The 17,345-nt window shown below is 58.4% G+C and carries 14 protein-coding genes; 6 read left to right on the top strand and 8 right to left on the bottom strand.

Annotation, left to right across the window (positions count from 1 at the left end; translation table 11 throughout):
• Positions 1 to 509 precede the first annotated feature (509 nt).
• Both ACQUQP_RS09825 and ACQUQP_RS09820 read left to right on the top strand, forming a co-directional pair.
• Entirely contained in the window at positions 510 to 1,673 is a 1,164-nt protein-coding gene (locus ACQUQP_RS09825) for a cation diffusion facilitator family transporter (RefSeq protein WP_432698619.1), read from the top strand.
• 73 nt (positions 1,674 to 1,746) lie between these two features.
• Entirely contained in the window at positions 1,747 to 2,787 is a 1,041-nt protein-coding gene (locus ACQUQP_RS09820; protein ID WP_432698618.1) for a GGDEF domain-containing protein, read from the top strand.
• Positions 2,788 to 2,849: 62 nt separating this feature from the next.
• Here ACQUQP_RS09820 and gor read toward each other — a convergent pair whose 3' ends face one another.
• Positions 2,850 to 4,208 (bottom strand): glutathione-disulfide reductase, encoded by a 1,359-nt coding sequence (gene gor, locus ACQUQP_RS09815; RefSeq protein ID WP_432698617.1) that lies wholly within the window; start codon positions 4,206 to 4,208, stop codon positions 2,850 to 2,852.
• A gap of 193 nt (positions 4,209 to 4,401) precedes the next feature.
• Here gor and xthA point away from each other — a divergent pair, with 193 nt between their 5' ends.
• Complete coding sequence (xthA, locus tag ACQUQP_RS09810; protein ID WP_432698616.1) at positions 4,402 to 5,220, top strand: exodeoxyribonuclease III; 819 nt, start codon at positions 4,402 to 4,404, stop codon at positions 5,218 to 5,220.
• Between the two features lie 22 nt (positions 5,221 to 5,242).
• On the opposite strand, the gene ACQUQP_RS09805 is transcribed toward xthA, so the two are convergent.
• Positions 5,243 to 6,148 carry a universal stress protein gene (locus tag ACQUQP_RS09805; protein WP_432698615.1) on the bottom strand — a complete coding sequence of 302 codons (906 nt, stop codon included), beginning with the start codon at positions 6,146 to 6,148 and terminating at the stop codon, positions 5,243 to 5,245.
• A gap of 129 nt (positions 6,149 to 6,277) precedes the next feature.
• Between ACQUQP_RS09805 and ACQUQP_RS09800 the strand changes: the two genes are divergently transcribed.
• A complete protein-coding gene (locus ACQUQP_RS09800; protein WP_432698614.1) occupies positions 6,278 to 6,691 on the top strand; it encodes a YgaP family membrane protein in 414 nt (137 codons plus the stop codon).
• Positions 6,692 to 6,765: 74 nt separating this feature from the next.
• Entirely contained in the window at positions 6,766 to 8,031 is a 1,266-nt protein-coding gene (locus ACQUQP_RS09795; protein WP_432698613.1) for a diguanylate cyclase, read from the top strand.
• Position 8,032: 1 nt separating this feature from the next.
• Here ACQUQP_RS09795 and ACQUQP_RS09790 read toward each other — a convergent pair whose 3' ends face one another.
• The 3 genes from ACQUQP_RS09790 to ACQUQP_RS09780 are packed head-to-tail and all read right to left on the bottom strand — an operon-like array spanning position 8,033 to position 12,713.
• Positions 8,033 to 9,328 (bottom strand): hypothetical protein, encoded by a 1,296-nt coding sequence (locus tag ACQUQP_RS09790; protein ID WP_432698612.1) that lies wholly within the window; start codon positions 9,326 to 9,328, stop codon positions 8,033 to 8,035.
• Complete coding sequence (locus tag ACQUQP_RS09785) at positions 9,325 to 10,131, bottom strand: outer membrane lipoprotein-sorting protein (RefSeq protein ID WP_432698611.1); 807 nt, start codon at positions 10,129 to 10,131, stop codon at positions 9,325 to 9,327. The genes ACQUQP_RS09790 and ACQUQP_RS09785 overlap by 4 nt, the downstream gene beginning before the upstream one ends.
• A complete protein-coding gene (locus tag ACQUQP_RS09780) occupies positions 10,128 to 12,713 on the bottom strand; it encodes an efflux RND transporter permease subunit (protein ID WP_432698610.1) in 2,586 nt (861 codons plus the stop codon). Before ACQUQP_RS09780 ends, ACQUQP_RS09785 begins: the two co-directional genes overlap by 4 nt.
• Positions 12,714 to 13,023: 310 nt before the next feature.
• Here ACQUQP_RS09780 and ACQUQP_RS09775 point away from each other — a divergent pair, with 310 nt between their 5' ends.
• Complete coding sequence (locus ACQUQP_RS09775) at positions 13,024 to 13,311, top strand: ArsR/SmtB family transcription factor (protein ID WP_432698689.1); 288 nt, start codon at positions 13,024 to 13,026, stop codon at positions 13,309 to 13,311.
• Positions 13,312 to 13,340: 29 nt separating this feature from the next.
• Here ACQUQP_RS09775 and ACQUQP_RS09770 read toward each other — a convergent pair whose 3' ends face one another.
• From ACQUQP_RS09770 to ACQUQP_RS09760, 3 genes are read right to left on the bottom strand one after another with little or no spacing between them, the layout of a single operon-like run.
• The gene (locus ACQUQP_RS09770; RefSeq protein ID WP_432698609.1) at positions 13,341 to 13,673 is read right to left on the bottom strand and encodes a branched-chain amino acid transporter permease; all 333 of its coding nucleotides are present in this window, start codon (positions 13,671 to 13,673) and stop codon (positions 13,341 to 13,343) included.
• Positions 13,649 to 14,359, bottom strand: a complete 711-nt coding sequence (locus ACQUQP_RS09765; protein ID WP_432698608.1) for an AzlC family ABC transporter permease — start codon at positions 14,357 to 14,359, stop codon at positions 13,649 to 13,651. Before ACQUQP_RS09765 ends, ACQUQP_RS09770 begins: the two co-directional genes overlap by 25 nt.
• A 54-nt stretch (positions 14,360 to 14,413) precedes the next feature.
• The gene (locus ACQUQP_RS09760; protein ID WP_432698607.1) at positions 14,414 to 17,149 is read right to left on the bottom strand and encodes a GNAT family N-acetyltransferase; all 2,736 of its coding nucleotides are present in this window, start codon (positions 17,147 to 17,149) and stop codon (positions 14,414 to 14,416) included.
• Positions 17,150 to 17,345 lie beyond the last annotated feature (196 nt).

The following is a 17,345-nucleotide window of genomic DNA, read 5'->3' as shown; positions in this document are numbered from 1 at the left end:
TTGGCAGGTGAAAAAACCAAGAAAAGGATAACGGCAAAGGGTATCGCGTCCAACGTCTATGCGTCTCCTTTCGGAATCAACTCTGTCCCGGAGGTGTTACCTGGCTGTAAACAGCTGTTAACAAAAAACGCACAATTCAGTAACCATGGGGGCTAGCCGGCACTACTCACATCTGTTGTGGATAAGACTGTGAAAACTGCCACAAAATCGTCTCCGACCACCCGGGATTCCTTCGCTTCATACAAATTGATCATTTTTTAACCAGCTGTTTAATTTAATTAAAAATCAAATAGTTAGATAAAGTCAAACCCCTGCAATGAAGATTTTAACCGGTTTGACCGGGGATTTTATCCTCACTGCCTTTTTGTAACATTTACGACATCAGATCTTGCCGCAAATCAAGACTTCGCCTGTTAATTTTTCCTGGCACAGCAGGAGCGCCCGACAACTGGTCCCGCTCACCAAACCGGGGTAGTATTGCGGGCTAACCATTTACAGGGAACTTGTTGATGCAGGAACAGTTGGACCAACGCCGAAAAGCCGCCGAAAAAGTCACTCTGATCGGCTCCGTACTCGATCTGGCACTTGGCATCATCAAGATAGTAATCGGCATTTTCAGCAACTCGGCGGCACTCGTGGCCGACGGCCTGCACTCCCTCTCCGACCTGTTTACCGATGTGATGGTGATTATCGTACTGCGGCTGTCTCACCAGGCCCCCGACCGCAACCACCCCTGGGGTCACGGACGCTTCGAAACCATCGGTACCGTGGTGCTTGGCGTCATTCTCGCCCTGGTCGGCGTTTTGATCGCCTACGACAGCATTATGAGACTGTTCGCCGATACCCAGCCACCTACACCCGCCTGGCCGGCCCTGATAGCCGCGGCCATTTCAATCGCCGGCAAGGAGTGGATCTTCCGCTATACGCTCAAGGTGGGCAAAGCACTCAAGTCGGATCTCATCATTGCCAACGCCTGGCACAGCCGCAGCGATGCCCTATCGTCGATCGTGGTCCTGGTTGCGGTGGCCGGCTCCATGCTCGGCATCTGGTGGCTGGACGGTCTCGCCGCCGTGCTGGTCGCCCTGATGATCGGCAAGATCGGCTGGGAACTGATCGCCCGCAGCGTATCTGAACTGGTCGACACGGCGCTTCCGGAAGAGCGCGTCAAAGAGCTCAGAGAAACGATTTTATCCGTCGAGGGTGTGGAGAGCGTCCACAGTTTCAAAAGCCGCCAGATGGGCAGTCAGAGCCAGCTGGAGATGCATCTCCAGGTACAGCCTCACCTGAGCGCCGCCGAAGGCCACTATATCGGTGATGTGGCGGTCCTTAAACTGAAGGAACGCTTCGACCATATCGGCCATGTGATCTTTCACATCGACACCTATGACGACCAGGTCTATCCCGAAGACAGTCTGCCGGTGATGCCGCCCCGGGCCGAAATTGAACATCACCTGGATGCCGCGATCAGCCGCATCACCGGCGACAACCCGGATTACGAACTGATTCTCTATTACCATCCGGAGTATATCGATCTCGACCTGCGCGCCTCACCGGAGCTGCAGACCCTGTTAAGCAAGTGCGAAATCAGGGCCACCGATCTGGAGAAACAGCTGGACGAGCAACTTGCGTCGCTGCATTGGTTCCGCAATCTGAAGGTCTGGCTACCCGCCTGATCCTGCCGGGCAAGGCGCTACCGGACCGACGTTTCCGCATGACAGGTTGTTGAGTGGGAGGACATAACTCGCAATGAAATATAACGAAACACCGAGCCAGGCAACCGGTTACCTGCGTCAAGCACTGCCGTTGATGGTGCGCAACAATGTCCCCCCCAATCCTCTGAACTACGCCCTCTGGTACACCTATGTATCCAACCGGATCCCGGCACTGAATGCCGCCCTGGATTCGGCCCTGACTACCTACGGCACCTGCCCCAACCTGCTCAGCGAAAAGCTGTTCGCCGATCACCTGCTCGACGGCGAAGGCTCCGCTAACAACGAAGCGCTGGCCGGGTTGTTGCGGCTAACCGGCAACCTGCACAGCCAGGCCCATGAGGCGGCGGAACATACCGACAACTACGCCAATGTGCTGCGCGAAAGTCTCGATGCGCTGCAGGAGTCAAGAAAGGCACCCGGGTCTTCCCTGCCGCTGGAATCGATCATCGACAACCTGGCGAGCAACACCGCAGCGATCAACCAGTCCACAGCGCGGTTCCAGCAGCAGATAGATGCCGCTCAGCAGGAAATTGAAAAGCTCAGGGAGGAACTGACCAAAACACGTCAGGATGCACGTGTGGACGTATTGACCGGCCTGTATAACCGGCGCGTATTCGATACCGAGCTGAATCAGTTGATCGAACTCCAGCTGCCCGCTGGCTTCGCCCTGATTCTTATCGACGTGGACCATTTCAAGCAGTTCAACGACACCTACGGCCACCTCATGGGTGACAAGGTACTTCAGTACGTCGGCCGCCTGTTGAACGATGAGTGCGCGGAACCCCTTATCCCGGTGCGCTACGGCGGCGAGGAGTTTGCCATCCTGGCCCCGGGCAGCGCTCTGGACAGTGCCCGGCAGGTTGCAGAAAAACTGCGCCAGCGGGTCGAGGCGATCCGCATCCGCCAGAAAAGCTCCGGCACGGTGATCAGCTCGATCACCGCCTCGTTCGGGGTCGCCGCCTTCACTGACGGCGACAGCGCCACATCACTGATTGAAAAAGCCGACAAGGCGCTCTATCAGGCCAAGGAAGATGGCCGCAACCGGGTTGCCGTGCAAACGCAAGCAACGGACTAAACATAAAAAAGCGCCGGCCGGAGCGGCGGGCGCTTTGCTGTTCAGCGTCTCCGGGGAGTTGTTCAGTTTCGCGTGGGTTCGCGCATGGTGACAAACTCTTCCGCCGCGGTCGGGTGGATACCGATGGTGCTGTCGAACACCGCCTTGGTCGCTCCCGCTTTCAACGCGACGGCGATCCCCTGAATAATCTCGCCGGCATCATCTCCTACCATGTGCACACCGACCACTTTATCCGTGGCCTTATCGACGATCAGTTTCATCAATGTGCGCTCGTCACTGCCACTGAGCGTGTGTTTCATGGCGCGAAACTCTGAGCGGTATACCTCGATCTCGTCGTAACGCTCACGGGCCTGCTCTTCGGTAATCCCCACGGTGCCGATGTTAGGCTGGCAGAATACCGCTGTCGGAATCAGCTCGTAATCGACCCTCGGGCTACCTTCAGCGTAGAGGTGGCGTACCAGCGCCATCCCCTCGGCCAGGGCTACCGGTGTCAGCTGTACTCGGTCGATAACATCACCGATGGCATAGATAGACGGCACGGAGCTCTGGAAGCTGTCGTTGACCTTGATGGCACCGTTATCAGCGAGCTCTACACCCACCTCGTTAAGACCCAGCCCCTGGGTCTTCGGCGTACGCCCGGTGGCGTAAAGAATCTGATCCGCCTCCAGCCTGCGACCATCGGTCAGCTCGGCCAGCAAGGTCCCGTCAGACTGCTTGTCGATGCGCACGATGTTGGCATTCAGCGAAAGATTGACGTTCTTCTTGCCGATCTCCTTCGCGGTGAACTGACGAATCTCCTCGTCGAATCCACGCAGGATCATATCGCCACGGTAGATCAGGTCGGTGTGTGCACCGAGACCTGCAAAGATACCGGCGAACTCCACGGCGATATAACCACCACCGACGACGATCACGCGCTTCGGGAAGGTCTCCAGGTCGAACACTTCGTTGGAGCTGATCACATGCTCGCTGCCCGGAAACTCCGGCACGAACGGCCAGCCACCGGTGGCAACCAGGATGCGCTCTGCAGTGTAGGTCTTGCCCTTCACCTCGACGCTATTGGGCCCGGTGATCACCGCGCGGCCATCGATCAGGTCACAGCCTGAGTTGCGCAGCATATTGCCGTAGATACCGTTGAGACGGGAGATCTCCGCTTTCTTGTTGTCACGCAGCGTGGGCCAGTCAAAACTGACATCGCCCGCCGTCAGGCCGAAGCCCTTGGCCTCGTGGAAGCTGTCGGCGTAGTGGGAGGCGTAAACATAGAGCTTCTTCGGTACGCAACCCACATTGACGCAGGTGCCACCCAGGTAGAGATCTTCCGCGATGGCGACCCTGACACCGCGGCCTGCGGCCATACGCCCGGCACGCACCCCGCCAGAGCCGGCACCGATAACAAAGAGATCGTAATCAAACTCAGACACGCTCATTACTCCCGATTCGCTGAGACATTCCATTCAAGTGAGGCCAACCTTAACCGCTTCCCGGGCTCCAGGCCAATTGATCAGGTAAAGTCTGCAGATAAACAGAATCTATCGCGCCTTTAGCCGCCTCCAAGCCGCATTTTTGTTAGTATCCCGCTCCTAAAGTCAGCCTTCACGCACGGGAGATCGCTCTGTGACCAAGTTAGTTTCATTCAACGTCAACGGAATACGGGCGCGCCAGCACCAGCTCGAAGCGCTGATTGAGCGCCACTCACCTGACGTTATCGGTATTCAGGAGAGTAAGGTTGCTGACGATCAGTTCCCGGTCGAAATGATCCAGTCGCTGGGTTACCACGTGGAATTCTTTGGCCAGAAAACCCATTACGGCGTCTGCCTGCTGTCAAAAAACGCGCCACTGTCGGTGCAGAAAGGCTTTTTTGGCGATGAAGAAGACGCCCAACGCCGCCTGATCATCGGCGAGTATGAAACCGCCGCGGGCAAACGCTTTACGCTGATCAACGGCTATTTCCCCCAGGGGGAGAACATTGCTCACGAAACCAAGTTTCCCGCCAAGCGCCGTTTTTATGCCGACCTGCTCAGTCATCTCCAGGAGCATTGCGACCCCGGGCAACCGCTGGTGGTGATGGGCGATTTGAACATATCCCCGGCAGATATCGACATCGGCATCGGCGAGGCGAACCGCAAGCGCTGGCTGAAAACCGGCAAAACCAGCTTCCAGCCGGAAGAGCGCGAATGGCTTCAGCGCATCTACGACTGGGGCCTGGCAGATACCTATCGCCACTGCCACCCGGAAAAGGATGACCTGTTCAGCTGGTTTGATTACCGCAGCCGCGGTTTCGATGACGACCCCAAGCGGGGACTGAGGATCGACGCGATCATGGCGACCGCGCCGCTGTTGCAAAGCTGCACCGATGCGGGGATCGATTATGAGATCAGAGGCATGGAAAAACCTTCCGACCATGCACCGGTCTGGGCCAGCTTCGAGTTCTAAAACGAGTTCGCTTCCGCTCCGCTCAGTCCGGTTTGACGACCATCAGATCGCAGCTGACCTTATCCAGAATACGCTCGGCACTGCTACCCAGTAGCAGGCGCTCGAGCGCGCCACGGGAGACATTCCCTATTATCAGCAGATCCACCGCCTGCTCCTTGCAGAATTTCGGCACCAACTGGTGGAGCTCGCCCTCGAGCAGGTGAACCTCGGGCGCTCCCGGCTGATCCGACCAGGGCGCCATCAGATCCTTCATGCGCCGGTTGTGTTCCGCAGCGACCTTGTCCTGCAAGGATGCATAATCGGTGATTTCATGCTCATCGAAAATGGCGCTTTCCGGCAGCGTGGCGTAGGTGTGTAACACGTGCAGCTCCGCTTCCAGCGCCTGCGCCAGGCCGAGCGCCAGATTCAGTAACTTGGTATCAAGGGACGCCGGTTCATTACGGGCGTGGAACGGATCTATAGCCACCGCAATTCTCGGATGTTCAGGCCAGCGTTTGTTACGGCTGAGCAGCAGAGGCACCGCGCACTGGCGCAGAACCTGCCAGTCTTCGGGCGCCAGCAGATGATGCAGCAGGACCGGCTGGGTGGACACCGGATAGACCAGCAGATCGGCGCCGAAACGTTCGCACTTCTGCAGTACCGCATGGGCCCGTTTCTCGTCCCAGGCGATATCCGTGCCGACACGCGCCTGGTCAATACGGATGCGCTCGGCCAGATGGTCAAGCTGCCCCTCGCACTGAACCATATAGGCGTGACGGGAGCGCTTTCCGGCCTCCTCGTTGAACACCTCCGCGCCGCTTAATATCGGCTGATAGACACAGCAGAACAGTTCTAACCGGCCGTCACTGCCCGCCAGGCGAATCGCTTTCTCAAGCATTTCTACCTGGTCCTTATCCTCATCGACATTGACCAGCAGCTTCTGAAACATTCACCTTCTCCTCTTCAACCCTGCTGACAAGCATAGCGCTATCCCGCCAAATCCTCGCCCTTTACCCCTGGCCCGGGTCAATTTACATGCTATTTTAGAGATATCTAATAATCAATTGAGCGTACCGCGATGAACCTACATTCAGCACTGCGCCTGATGGCAGGCTCAGTCATTCTTGTCAGCCTGGCGATAGGCTACTGGGTACACCCCTGGGGCTATTACCTGACCGCCTTTGTTGGTCTGAATCTGCTGCAATCGGCATTTACCAACTGGTGTCCGGCCATGTCCATTTTCCGCGCTATCGGCCTGAAAGAGGAACGCTGTCGCAGCGGGATGAGCATTCATCAGGGCGTCCATATGATCGCAGGGTCCCTGGTGCTGATTAGCCTGGCACTGGTGTTTCTTGCCAAGCTGCCCGCTAGCCTGCTTATGATCACCGCGGTGATCGGCGCCAGTCTTTTCCAGTCTGCGTTTTCCGGCTGGTGTCCCTCGATGCTGATCGCCCGTCTGCTCGGTTTTCACCGCACCCGGCCCAGCCCCTGACGCATTCGCATAAACCTGTGTAGCTGTCGCAATCATGCTACTATCCCTGAACGATATTTTGGGGATGTACTTAGGTGTTGCGCTTCATCCGCCTGTTTTTTCCGCTTTTGCTCGTCGCGCTTCCTTGGGGCCTGTGGCCGTTCGTCCGAGAAACCGATCCCGTACTCGAACAGCTCCTGAAAGGCCTTCCAATCCTGCTGGCGTTGACCGCCCTGCTGCTGGCAGCAGGCTTCAAACGCGGCCGCATCGGCCTTGCGTCCCTGGCACTTGCCTGTACGGCCCAACTGCTTGGCCTTGCGGGTTCAAGAGGCCTGGATGCGCCCGACGCCTATATGCTGTTCACGGCGACCAGCCTGCTGCTGCCGCTGTTTTACCTGTGGCTTATGCTGCAGCGTGATACCTCCCTGCTTTGCCGGCTTGGGATAATAAAGCTGCTCGGTTCCCTTGCCCCTTTCGCACTGTTACTGCTGGCCTGGCAACAACCCGAGCAACTGGCGCTTGGCCTGCCGTCGCTGCCCACCTATTTCATCGAGGTCATCGCTGAACACTCGCTGCTCACGCGCGGAATTTTCTGGCTCTCGCTGCCGTTATTGCTGCTGTATTTCGTCCTGACACTGACCCGACGTTCGGTGGATGAAGTGGCACTTCTTGGCGCGCTACTGGCGCAGTTACTGGCATTGCACAGCCTGCAAACGCCACTGCTAAGCGCTCTGTTCCTGGCCAGTGCAGCACTGCTGCTCTGCACCGCGATCATCCTGCACATCTATGCCATGGCCTTTGTCGATACGCTAACCGGCGTGCCCGCCCGCCGTGCCCTGGAGCACCATCTGGCCGGTCTTGGACGCCAGTACGCCATCGCCATGCTGGATATTGACCACTTCAAGAAGTTTAACGACACCTACGGCCATGACGTGGGTGATCAGGTGTTAAGGATGGTGGCATCGCAGCTGAACCGGGTAACCGCCGGCGGCGCTCTGTTCCGCTATGGCGGCGAGGAGTTCACCATCGTGTTCAGGGGGCAGCGGGAGGAGGAAGTCATCTCGGCGCTGGATGCAGTGCGCGAACGGGTTGCAAACTACCCGATGAAAGTCAGGGCGCCACAGCGTCCAAAGAATCATCGCACCGGACGAAAGAGCCGCACAGATGCTGCTTCCGACAACACCGAACAGGTCAAGGTCACCATCAGTATCGGCGCAGCCTGGCGCAAAGCCGATGAAAAGCCGGCCATGGTGATCAAGCGGGCCGACAAGGCGCTGTACAAAGCCAAGGGCGCGGGACGTAACCGGGTGATGGCCGACGGCGTCGCCACACCTCGCCGGCCACGACGCGCAACCGCCTGAGTCAGAAGCCGTAGCGCAACCGCGCCCAAAGATTCGAGCCATCCTCAAACTGGCCAAAAAAGGTATGCGGCGCATCTCCCCCAAAGAGATTGGCACCGCTGCTCAGCGTCCAGTGATCATCGATCCGGTAGCTCAGCGACGGCCGCAGGTAGTAGTCCTGGTCGGTCGGTGAATAGTAGTTAAACCAGGACAGGGTCAGGTTATCCCGCATCAGCTTCCAGGTCAGCCTCAAGGTGACCACCTGGCGAAGCTCGTCGGGGCGATAGGCGTCCGGTGAGCTAAGCTTGAGCTGATCGTAGTCCTGGGTCCATTCCAGGTAGTACTGCACCGCGCCATTGAGATTGGGCACCAGCTCATGATCAAAGCCCACAAGCCAGCGCAGCTGGTCGTTGGGGGTACGCGGGTTGTCGCCGGCATCATCCTTACCCTCATACCAGGCGATTTCGGTATTGGCGATGCCGCCCGCTAGGGGTCCCCTGAGACTGGCGCCATAAACATCCAGCCGTGGAAAAGTAGGTTCGCCATGCTTATCCAGACCCAACGGCTGTTTCCAGAAACCGCGGTAGCCATAGAGCGCCCACTCAAGACTCTGCTGCCGCCCGGATAATCGCGCCGCGAATTCCCCGTCTTGCGGAAAAGCGTTTGGCTCATCGGCATGCAGCTTGCCATCAGGCACGGCTAGCTGAGTGCCCGAGAGCGGTGAAAAGTAGCTGAAGCGTTCGCCGTCGATGTAGCGGTCGGGCTCGAACACCGGCGTCCAGACCAGATCGAGGCTGAAGCGCTCGGCATAAAGACTGATCCGGATACTCGGCGCCGGCGCTTTCAGGTAAGTCTCGTCACGCCCGGCAAAGAAGGATTTCCAGTCCTTGGGGAACAGGTCGTTGAGAAACAGCATATCGCCGGTGCCCCAGGTGGACACCTGCTGACCCACCTGAAGATCAAGCCAGTCCAGGGGTGTCAGTTGTACCATGGCCTCGCGCAGATCCAGCTTCACGCCGTTCTCGACAGCGTCTGCATAAAGATCGCCCTTCAGACTGTAGTGCGCTGCCCCCTTATCTGCCGCCCACTCCAGGTGCGCGCGCACTTCGGCCAGGGTTTTATCCTCGGCCAGTGCCGGGTCATCCTGTAGACGACCGCCCAGCGCCGCCTCATAGAAGCCGTGTATGGCAGGCCCGGCAGCGTCCTGGGCCCAGCTGTCGCCGCCCCAGGCATCATCGCCCCAGGTCTGTTCATCCTGTGCCTGAACCGGGGCAGCGATCACCAGCAACAGGCCGAGGCAACCCTCTGCCGGTCTCATTCCGGCCTCCGCAGCCACTCCCGCGGCAGCGTTCTCAGCGAGCGCTCGCGGAACAGATCCTCGGGGATACCGATGTTGTACTTCATGAAGGCGAACTGCATGCTGGTATCGCCACCGTTGCGCAGGTCCGATACCCTGCTTTCGGTCACTGTAGGGAAGCCCTGCACGTCGGTCACTTTCAGCGCCTCGACGCGCCGATAGGGCTGCTCATCGTGATCAAAGTAGTCGATCCGCATCGGTAGCATCGTCTGTTTATCAATCCAGACCCGGTAGTGGCTGAACTCCACGCTCTGCGGATCCTTGGGGGTCGCTTTCAGCTGGTAATAGCTAGCATCGGTCGACAGCAGCTCGAAGCGATCTTCCGCCGGGTTACGCCCCGACACATCCTCATAGAAAAAATGCGACCCGACAAAGCTGGTGCGCTTGTCACCGGCGGCTATGCGCTTGACCAGATCCAGCCCCGGCAGATACAGCCAGCGGTCGTCATCCCGGTCCAGATGCTTGGCCACCATAAAGACGGTGTTGCGCACATCGGCGGGACGGCTGAAGGCGACGAAAAAGTGCTGGTCGCCGCCATCGCTGACATCCTTACGCAGGATCGTGAACTGGCGCAGCTGCTCACGCCCCTGGGCGTCGGTAATCAGCATACGCACCTCACTGCGGCCATCCTCCCCCTGGTAATAGGCGGCGTGATTGGCCTGTTCGACGATCCGGTTCACATCGGTCAGCTCCGCCGCCTCCAGCGCCAGGCTCAACACCGGTCCAGCGACTAATGCCGTGATAATTCTGACTGCTGTGTTCATTGTGAACCCTCCTTTCTGTTGAGGCTGAACAACCGGTCTTTATTACCGATCAAACTGATAGCCGCCGGCAGCAGCATCAGCGTCACGAGTGCAGAGACCGCCATGATCGATGCCAGAAAGAACCCTACCGTGATGTAGGGCACCAACGGCGCCAGTAGCAGCGGCGTGAATCCGATAGCGATGACAATGGCGTTGCGACTGATCGCCCGTGACGGCCCCCGATAGATCTCCGCCACCGCCTCGGGCCAGCTGCCAAGCTGGCGATAGATCGCCCGCGCGCGTTCGAGATAGTGAATGGCAAAGTCCACCGACAGCCCCAGCGTCAGCGCGGACAGCACCGCGATCGGCATATCGTAATCCTTGCCGACAAACCCGATCAGGCCGTAGATGAACAAGATGGTGACGCTGAGCGGCAGCATCGCCAGCAGGCCGATACGCCAGGACCGAAACAGCAGCACCATCATGATCAGCACCATCACAAATGCGCCCAGCAGGCTCTTCAGCATCCCCTGCACCATCTGCTCCTGCCAGACCACGTTGATATAGGTAAGGCCCGCCCAGTTGACGCTGAGCCCCGCCGGCAGCGGGTGCTTATCAATGTAGTCCCTGACCTGGGAGACCACCGCACTCATCGCCTGGTTATCACCGCTTTTCAACTGCAGCCAGAGCAGGCTGGAGCGGTAATCGGGAGTGACGAAGTGCCAGAGATCATCGGGGCGATGGGATGACTGATAGCTGAGTAGTGTCTGCGCCACTCCCCGGGCCGAACCGGGCAACCGATACTGCTCGTCCGCACCGCCGGTCAACTCCCGGTAGACGGTCTTTACCACCGTCGGCAGGCTGTTGACCTTGCCCACTTCCGGCAGGCCTGTCAGGTATTCGGTTAGCCCATCGATATAGTCGAGTACCGGGGGAGCGAGAAAGATCTTGGCCGCCACCTGGGCCGTCTCGACCCGGTCGAGCAGGTCCAGCCAGAATGCCTCCTCCGCCCGCGGCCGGTTGAAGCTGGCTTCATCCAGCCGTCCGGCCAGTGCACTGGTGTACTGGTCGAAATCCCCGTTGTCCGACACGGCCAGGATCTGTTCGAGCACCGCTTGCAGCTGTTGCGCCTCATCCTGCTTTGCAAGCTCGGCGCGAAGCTCCTCCTGTAACCGCGTGACGGGGTCATCCTGCGCCCCGGCATCGAACACAAGATAGGCGTTATAGGTACCGGAGAAATGCTCGTTCAATACCCTGTCGGCAACACGCAGACTGTGGTCCGACTTGAACCAGCGCACCGGATTGTCGTTGATCTGAATCTGGCTGACGCCCCAGATACTGAGCAGTGTAAGCAGCGAAAACCCGACCACCAGCACACGGGCTCGAGCGATCGAGAAACGCCCCATCGCCGCCATCAGCCGGCCCAGCCCACTGCTGTCATCCGCGTGAACATTGTGATCCTTCAGCTGCGCCATCCGCTTTGGCGACAGGCTGACGATATAGGCGGGCACCAGGGTCACGGTAAGAAGAAATGCCAGCATGATGCCAAACGCCACATGCAGCCCAAACACCTGTACCGGCGGTATGGGGGTGAAGGCGAGAGAGGCAAACCCCACGGCCGAGGTCAGCGAGGTATAGAACATCGGTGTGAACAGATGCCCCATCACCTGTTTTACCGTCGGTCTGGCGTCATCACCCGGGCGGTAGCGATCGGCAAATTCCGACAGAATATGCACCGAGTCGACCACTGCGATCGGCATCAGAAAAATCGGGATCATCGAGCTCATGATATGCACGGTGTAGCCCTGACCGATCAGCAGTCCCAGGGTAATAATCACCGATGCAATCGCCACCAGCATCGGCGCACTGATCAGCAGTAGGCTGCGGAAGAACAGCCACATCAGGATGAATATCATCACTCCCGCCAGGGGCGCCGAGATCGCCATCTGCACAAACATCTCGACGCCGAAGGTATCTTCGGAAACCGGCAGGCCGGCGATATGGAACTCATCCTCCACATCCAGCTCCGCGATAGCCTGCTCGATCTGTTGCGACAGCCGGTAGCTGATCGACTTTTTCTCGATCGGCACATAGATACCCGCTGCCCGCCCATCACCGGATACCAGGGTGTTACCGAGCAGAGGCAATCTCTCTACCGCTCGCCGGATCTCCTGAGCAGCCTCGCGGCTGGCCGGTGCTTCGCGCATCATCCATTCAAAGCGGATGGTCCCCGGCCCCTCCTGGGTGATGTTATCAACCCGATCCAGAGCCATCAGGTCCTTGCTGATCACACCATCCATCTGACCGATGCGCTGCGACAGGCTGTGCAGTGCGGCGAGAGAATCAGGGTTGTAGATACCATCCGGATCATCGCTGTTGACCATGCCGACCACAATCATGTCATAGAGCGAAAAACGCGTTTTCACCCGATCATGAAAAACCCTGTCAGGCTGGTCATGGGGCAGCATGTTCTCCGGATCGGTATCCACCTGCATCGATGGAATCTGGGCACCGGTAAACACACAAAGGGCGAGCAGCAGCAGAAACACCCAGCGGGGGCGTTTAATCGAGAATTGCACCAGCAGGTCGCGCAATAGGCTCATGGCGGGGACCGGTTATTGGACAGCCAGGTTATCTTAATTATATTAGCTATAATTAATCTAACAATCAGCGTTGAGCGTTTGTTTGAGTGAACCCTTTGTTTGAGTGAACAAAGCAGGTTGCGATATAATTATGAATAATTATCGTTCAAATTCACCCGCAACACCGACTGGCAGCCCTGCTCAGCGTTGCAGTAAAGACGAACAATAGACCACCAAGCAACACGTCGCCGGAGTATGAGTCGTGAGCCAAGCAACCAAACAGCCTGAAATCAGCTCGGATGACCTCAGCGCAGACGCAACACTGCAGCTGATGAAAGCGAACGCATCTCGTGCCGCCAAGCTGATGCGGGCGCTGGCAAACGACAGCCGGCTGTTGATCCTGTGTTACCTGGATGGCCGCGAACTGTCGGTAACCGAGCTGAACCGCAACCTGGATTTGAGCCAGAGCGCCCTGTCTCAGCACCTCGCCGTGTTGCGCAAGGATGGACTGGTGAAAACACGCCGCGAGTCACAGACGATTTACTACTCACTTGAAGGTGACACCGCCAAGCGGATTATCCGCACCCTCCACGAAATGTTCTGCCCCGAAACGCTCTGATTCGCGCACAGGCTTGCACGTATAGAGTCTCAGCCCAGCGGCATTAACGTCTGCACCAGCCACATGTAGCAGAAGGTACCGCCCAGAATACTCACCAGCGCGTTACGCAACAGCAGGTGCAGCCCGACCACCGTCAGCAACGCCAGCACGGACTGAACCAGCCCCTCACCACTGACCAGCGGCGTTTTCAACGCGTAGATCACCAGCAGCACCATCAGCACGGGCGGCAGATAGCGTCCAAGAAACTGCAGCAAAGGGTGATCCGCCTGCCTGGAAAACAGCAGAAACGGCAGCGCCCGGGTCAGGAAGGTGGCCATAGCGGACAGCGCGATAAAGCTCAGAAGATACGTATCCGGGACCACTTTTCCCCTCCCCTGGCCATCAGCAGTAGCGACACCGCAAGCACAATCGCGATCATCAGCATATTGTCCGCACTGATCAGCAGCGCCAGCGCTGCAACCATAAGCGAAGCAACAAACAGCAGCGGTTTGCGCATTACCCGATACTGCTCAAGGACCAGCACCGTAAACAGCGCCGGCAATGCAAATTCAGCCCCCTCGGTCGGCAGATTCAGCTGAGTGCCCAGCCAGGCGCCCAGGGTACAGCCAAACACCCAGTAACTCTGATTCAGCGCGGCGATGCGCAGCTGCAACTTATCCCGGCATGAAGACACAGCCTCATGCCGGGTTGCGGTCAGCAGCGAATAGGTTTCATCGGTGAGCGCAAAGATCAGATACCAGCGCCGCCACCCCTTAAGCCCCAGGCGCGAGATCATCGACAACCCGTAAACCAGGTGGCGTGCATTGAGCAGGAAGATGGCGACGAACACTTCGAACAGACCGGCCTGGTTGGCAATCAGCCCCACGGCGAGAAACTGGGCAGCGCCGGCATAGATAAACAGCCCCATCGCCGCGGCCCAGAACCAGTGATAACCCAGATCGGAGAACAGGACACCGAAGGCGATACCCAGGGGCACATAGCCGAACATGACCGGCAGGGAAAGCCGCAGGGCAGCAGAGTATGAGGATGTTGAGGAGCCGAAATCCATGAAGCGCGCCAAACCTGACTGACTGATCAGGCGCGCTATGTTAATCCCCCGGCATCATTGCTGCAAACGGTAGATCTGCCAGTCCTCGGTCGGCTCATTGAGCAGCATTTTCATCTCCACCACCTCTTCCTCGGCGTTGTAGCTGATGCTGAAGCCGAGTTTACGCGCCAGCGCCTGCATCCCCTTGTTGGTTGCCAGCGTTGAACCGGACAGCTCCAGAGTGCCCCGCGCACGGCAGTAATCAATCGCCTTGTTCATCAGGATGATGCCCAGCCCCTCGCCCTGAAGATCATCACGAATGACCACGGAGAACTCCGCACGCACATTGTCTGCATCGGTCACGGCACGCACCACACCCAGGGTTTCATAACCCTGGCCGTCCAGACGCGGGGCCGACACGATAAACGCCATCTCGCGGTCGTAATCGATCTGGGTCCAGTTGGCCAGCTCATCATGGGTCGGAATGCCACGGCTGTAGAAGTAGCGTAGCCGGATCGATTCCGGGCTCAGCTTGTTGTAGAACTCCAGGTGCGCCGGCTCATCCTCACCGCGTACAGCACGCAACACCGCCGGACGACCGGAACGCTTCAGCGTGATCTGTTCGGTCAGGTGTTCGGGATAGGGACTGATCGCCAGCCTGCCGGGCTCATCCACCGAAACCGCGTAATCCACCGCCAGCAGGCCGCGTTTGTTGAGCAGCATCGGATTGATCTCCAGCGCCTTCAACTGCGGGATATCGACCAGCATCTCGGAAAGCCGCACCAGGAGTTCACTGAGATGCTCCACATCCCGTTCCACCTGATAGCTGTTTTCGCTGATGATGCGGTAGATACGCGAAGAGCGCACCATCTCTTCGGCCAGTGCCAGGTTGAGCGGTGGCAGCATGACATTGCGGTCCGCCAGCACATCGACGGTATAGCCGCCTACACCGAAGATCATCAAGGGTCCGAATACCGGGTCGCGGGTGAAGCCGACATTGATCTGCATCGACTGAAAGCCCCGCTTCATCTGCTGCACGGCATAGCCGAACAGCTCTTCGCCGCTGTACATCTCGCCGATACGGTAAGCAAGCTTGGTGGTCGCGTGCCGCACCTCACTGATCGAATAGAGATCCAGCGCCAGGTCATGCCAGCGCTGATGCCCGCTCTCGTCATAGCTGAACGGATACAGATTGGTCCTGTGCAGCGCTTTGACCGCCACGGAGCCGCCCATCTGTCTCGCGCAGTCCACCACGCCCTGGATATCCTCGGCGTAGCGGGTGTTGGACGTGGGTATTTCATAAAGATTGAGCAGGGTGCTCGCCTCGCCATGGGTAAGGCAGTCGCGTCCCGCATCGAATGCCGAGCTGACCAGCTCCGCCGCCTGCTCCCGGCCCGGCCCCGGCTGTCCGACAAAAGGAGCCGGTGTCTGGCGCATCACCCGCTGATTGCGGTGATAGTCGACCATGTGCATAAAGGCATTGATCGCCTCTTCCGGCGTCAGAAAGGTCGCGATACCGGCCGCATTACAGGCGTTACGCGCCGCTATGGCCGAATACCGCCCCATCCAGCAGGTCAGCACGTTCCGCGGTGTTTTGCGGGCGATGCTGATCACCTCCTCGGCAGTTTTGACACTGTCCGCAAGCCGCGTCGGGGCATGGATGACCAGCACCGCATCGACGTTTGGATCCTTGGTCAGCAGCCGGGTTGCCTCGGCAAAACGCTCCGGCGTCGCATCAGCATTAAGGTCCACCGGGTTGGATGAGCGCGCCTCCGGTGGCAGGAGTTCGATCAGCTTCTGCTCGGTTTCCTCAGTCAGGGTCGCCAACTGGCCACCACTCTTGAGCAGGCGCCCGGTCGCCAGGGCGTTGGGGCCCATGCCGTTACAGACCAGCGCCAGGCGCTCACCGCGCATCGGCTTCATCCGCGACAGGGTTTCCAGTGCATTGAACAGCTCATCGGCGGTTTCTACCCGCACCGCACCGGCACGACGCAACGCCGCATCGTAGACCACGTCGGATTCCGGGATACCCGGCACCCTGATCTGATGGGTATCTGTCGGCAGTACCAGGTTGGATTTCAACACTAGAACCAGCTTGTTACGTGAGGCGGACCGGATCGCCGAGACGAAGTTTCTGGCATCACCGATTACCCTGTCCATCTGCAGCAGAATGGCATGGGTCCAGGGGTCCCGCGCCAGGTAATCGATAACCGACGGCAGGTCCACGTCAACGCCATCGCCAATGGTCAGAAAATGGGAAAAACCGATCTCCTGGCCATTGGCCCAGTCGATCATGGCCGTGCCCAGCAGACCCGACTGCCCCACGTAGGCGACCTTTCCCTTGAGGATATTTAGATGCGAATAGCTGGCATTCATCTTGGAACCGGGCACCAGCATACCCATGCAATCAGGCCCCAGAATCCGTATGCCATAGGGCTTGGCGGCCTCGCGCACCTCATCGCGCAGCGTCCGTGCATGGCTGCTCTGGTGCAGCGACAACCCACCGGTGAGAATCATCGCCGCCTTCACCATATTGGCGCCGAGTTTGCGGATGATGCCTGCCACCGCCTCGGGCGGCGAACAGATAATGGCCAGGTCCGGCATTTCAGGCAGGTCAGCCACACCGGAATAACAGCTGATGCCGTTAACCTGCTCGTAGCCCTTGGAGTTAACGGCCATCAGCGGTCCGTCAAAACCGCTGTCGATAAGATTGCGCAGAACGATCCCGCCCATGCTGTCTTCCCTTTCAGAAGCACCGAAAACAGCGATGGATCGAGGCTTGAAGAAACGCTTGAGATATCGTGTAGACACGCAGCAGATCCTAAAAAATTTCAGCCTGGGGAAGTTTTATCGTCTGACTTTAGATCAGTATCCATTCTATGTCCTTCGCAGGTGCAGCAAAAGACAAAGGTCAACAAGAAGCCAAAAAAGCTGCCTCAGCGGTCAAAGTATTGTCATCGAAAAGCATAACACTATGTTCCACGCTTGCGAGCGGTGGCACGAAGTT

This window comes from Marinobacterium sp. YM272 (assembly GCF_050908845.1).
Classification (GTDB): Bacteria; Pseudomonadota; Gammaproteobacteria; order Pseudomonadales; family Balneatricaceae; genus Marinobacterium_D.
The sequence above is the reverse complement of the archived record's forward strand: the minus strand, read 5'-3'. Positions and strand labels throughout refer to the sequence as shown.

What these genes read in the sequence shown, in the direction of transcription:
- ACQUQP_RS09805 (WP_432698615.1), bottom strand. Translation starts at nt 6,148, where the DNA reads ATGTTTCAGAAGCTGCTGGTCAATGTCGATGAGGATAAGGACCAGGTA.
- ACQUQP_RS09820 (WP_432698618.1), top strand. Translation starts at nt 1,747, where the DNA reads ATGAAATATAACGAAACACCGAGCCAGGCAACCGGTTACCTGCGTCAA.
- ACQUQP_RS09800 (WP_432698614.1), top strand. Translation starts at nt 6,278, where the DNA reads ATGAACCTACATTCAGCACTGCGCCTGATGGCAGGCTCAGTCATTCTT.
- ACQUQP_RS09825 (WP_432698619.1), top strand. Translation starts at nt 510, where the DNA reads ATGCAGGAACAGTTGGACCAACGCCGAAAAGCCGCCGAAAAAGTCACT.
- ACQUQP_RS09780 (WP_432698610.1), bottom strand. Translation starts at nt 12,713, where the DNA reads ATGAGCCTATTGCGCGACCTGCTGGTGCAATTCTCGATTAAACGCCCC.
- ACQUQP_RS09775 (WP_432698689.1), top strand. Translation starts at nt 13,024, where the DNA reads ATGAAAGCGAACGCATCTCGTGCCGCCAAGCTGATGCGGGCGCTGGCA.
- ACQUQP_RS09765 (WP_432698608.1), bottom strand. Translation starts at nt 14,359, where the DNA reads ATGGATTTCGGCTCCTCAACATCCTCATACTCTGCTGCCCTGCGGCTT.
- ACQUQP_RS09790 (WP_432698612.1), bottom strand. Translation starts at nt 9,328, where the DNA reads ATGAGACCGGCAGAGGGTTGCCTCGGCCTGTTGCTGGTGATCGCTGCC.
- ACQUQP_RS09785 (WP_432698611.1), bottom strand. Translation starts at nt 10,131, where the DNA reads ATGAACACAGCAGTCAGAATTATCACGGCATTAGTCGCTGGACCGGTG.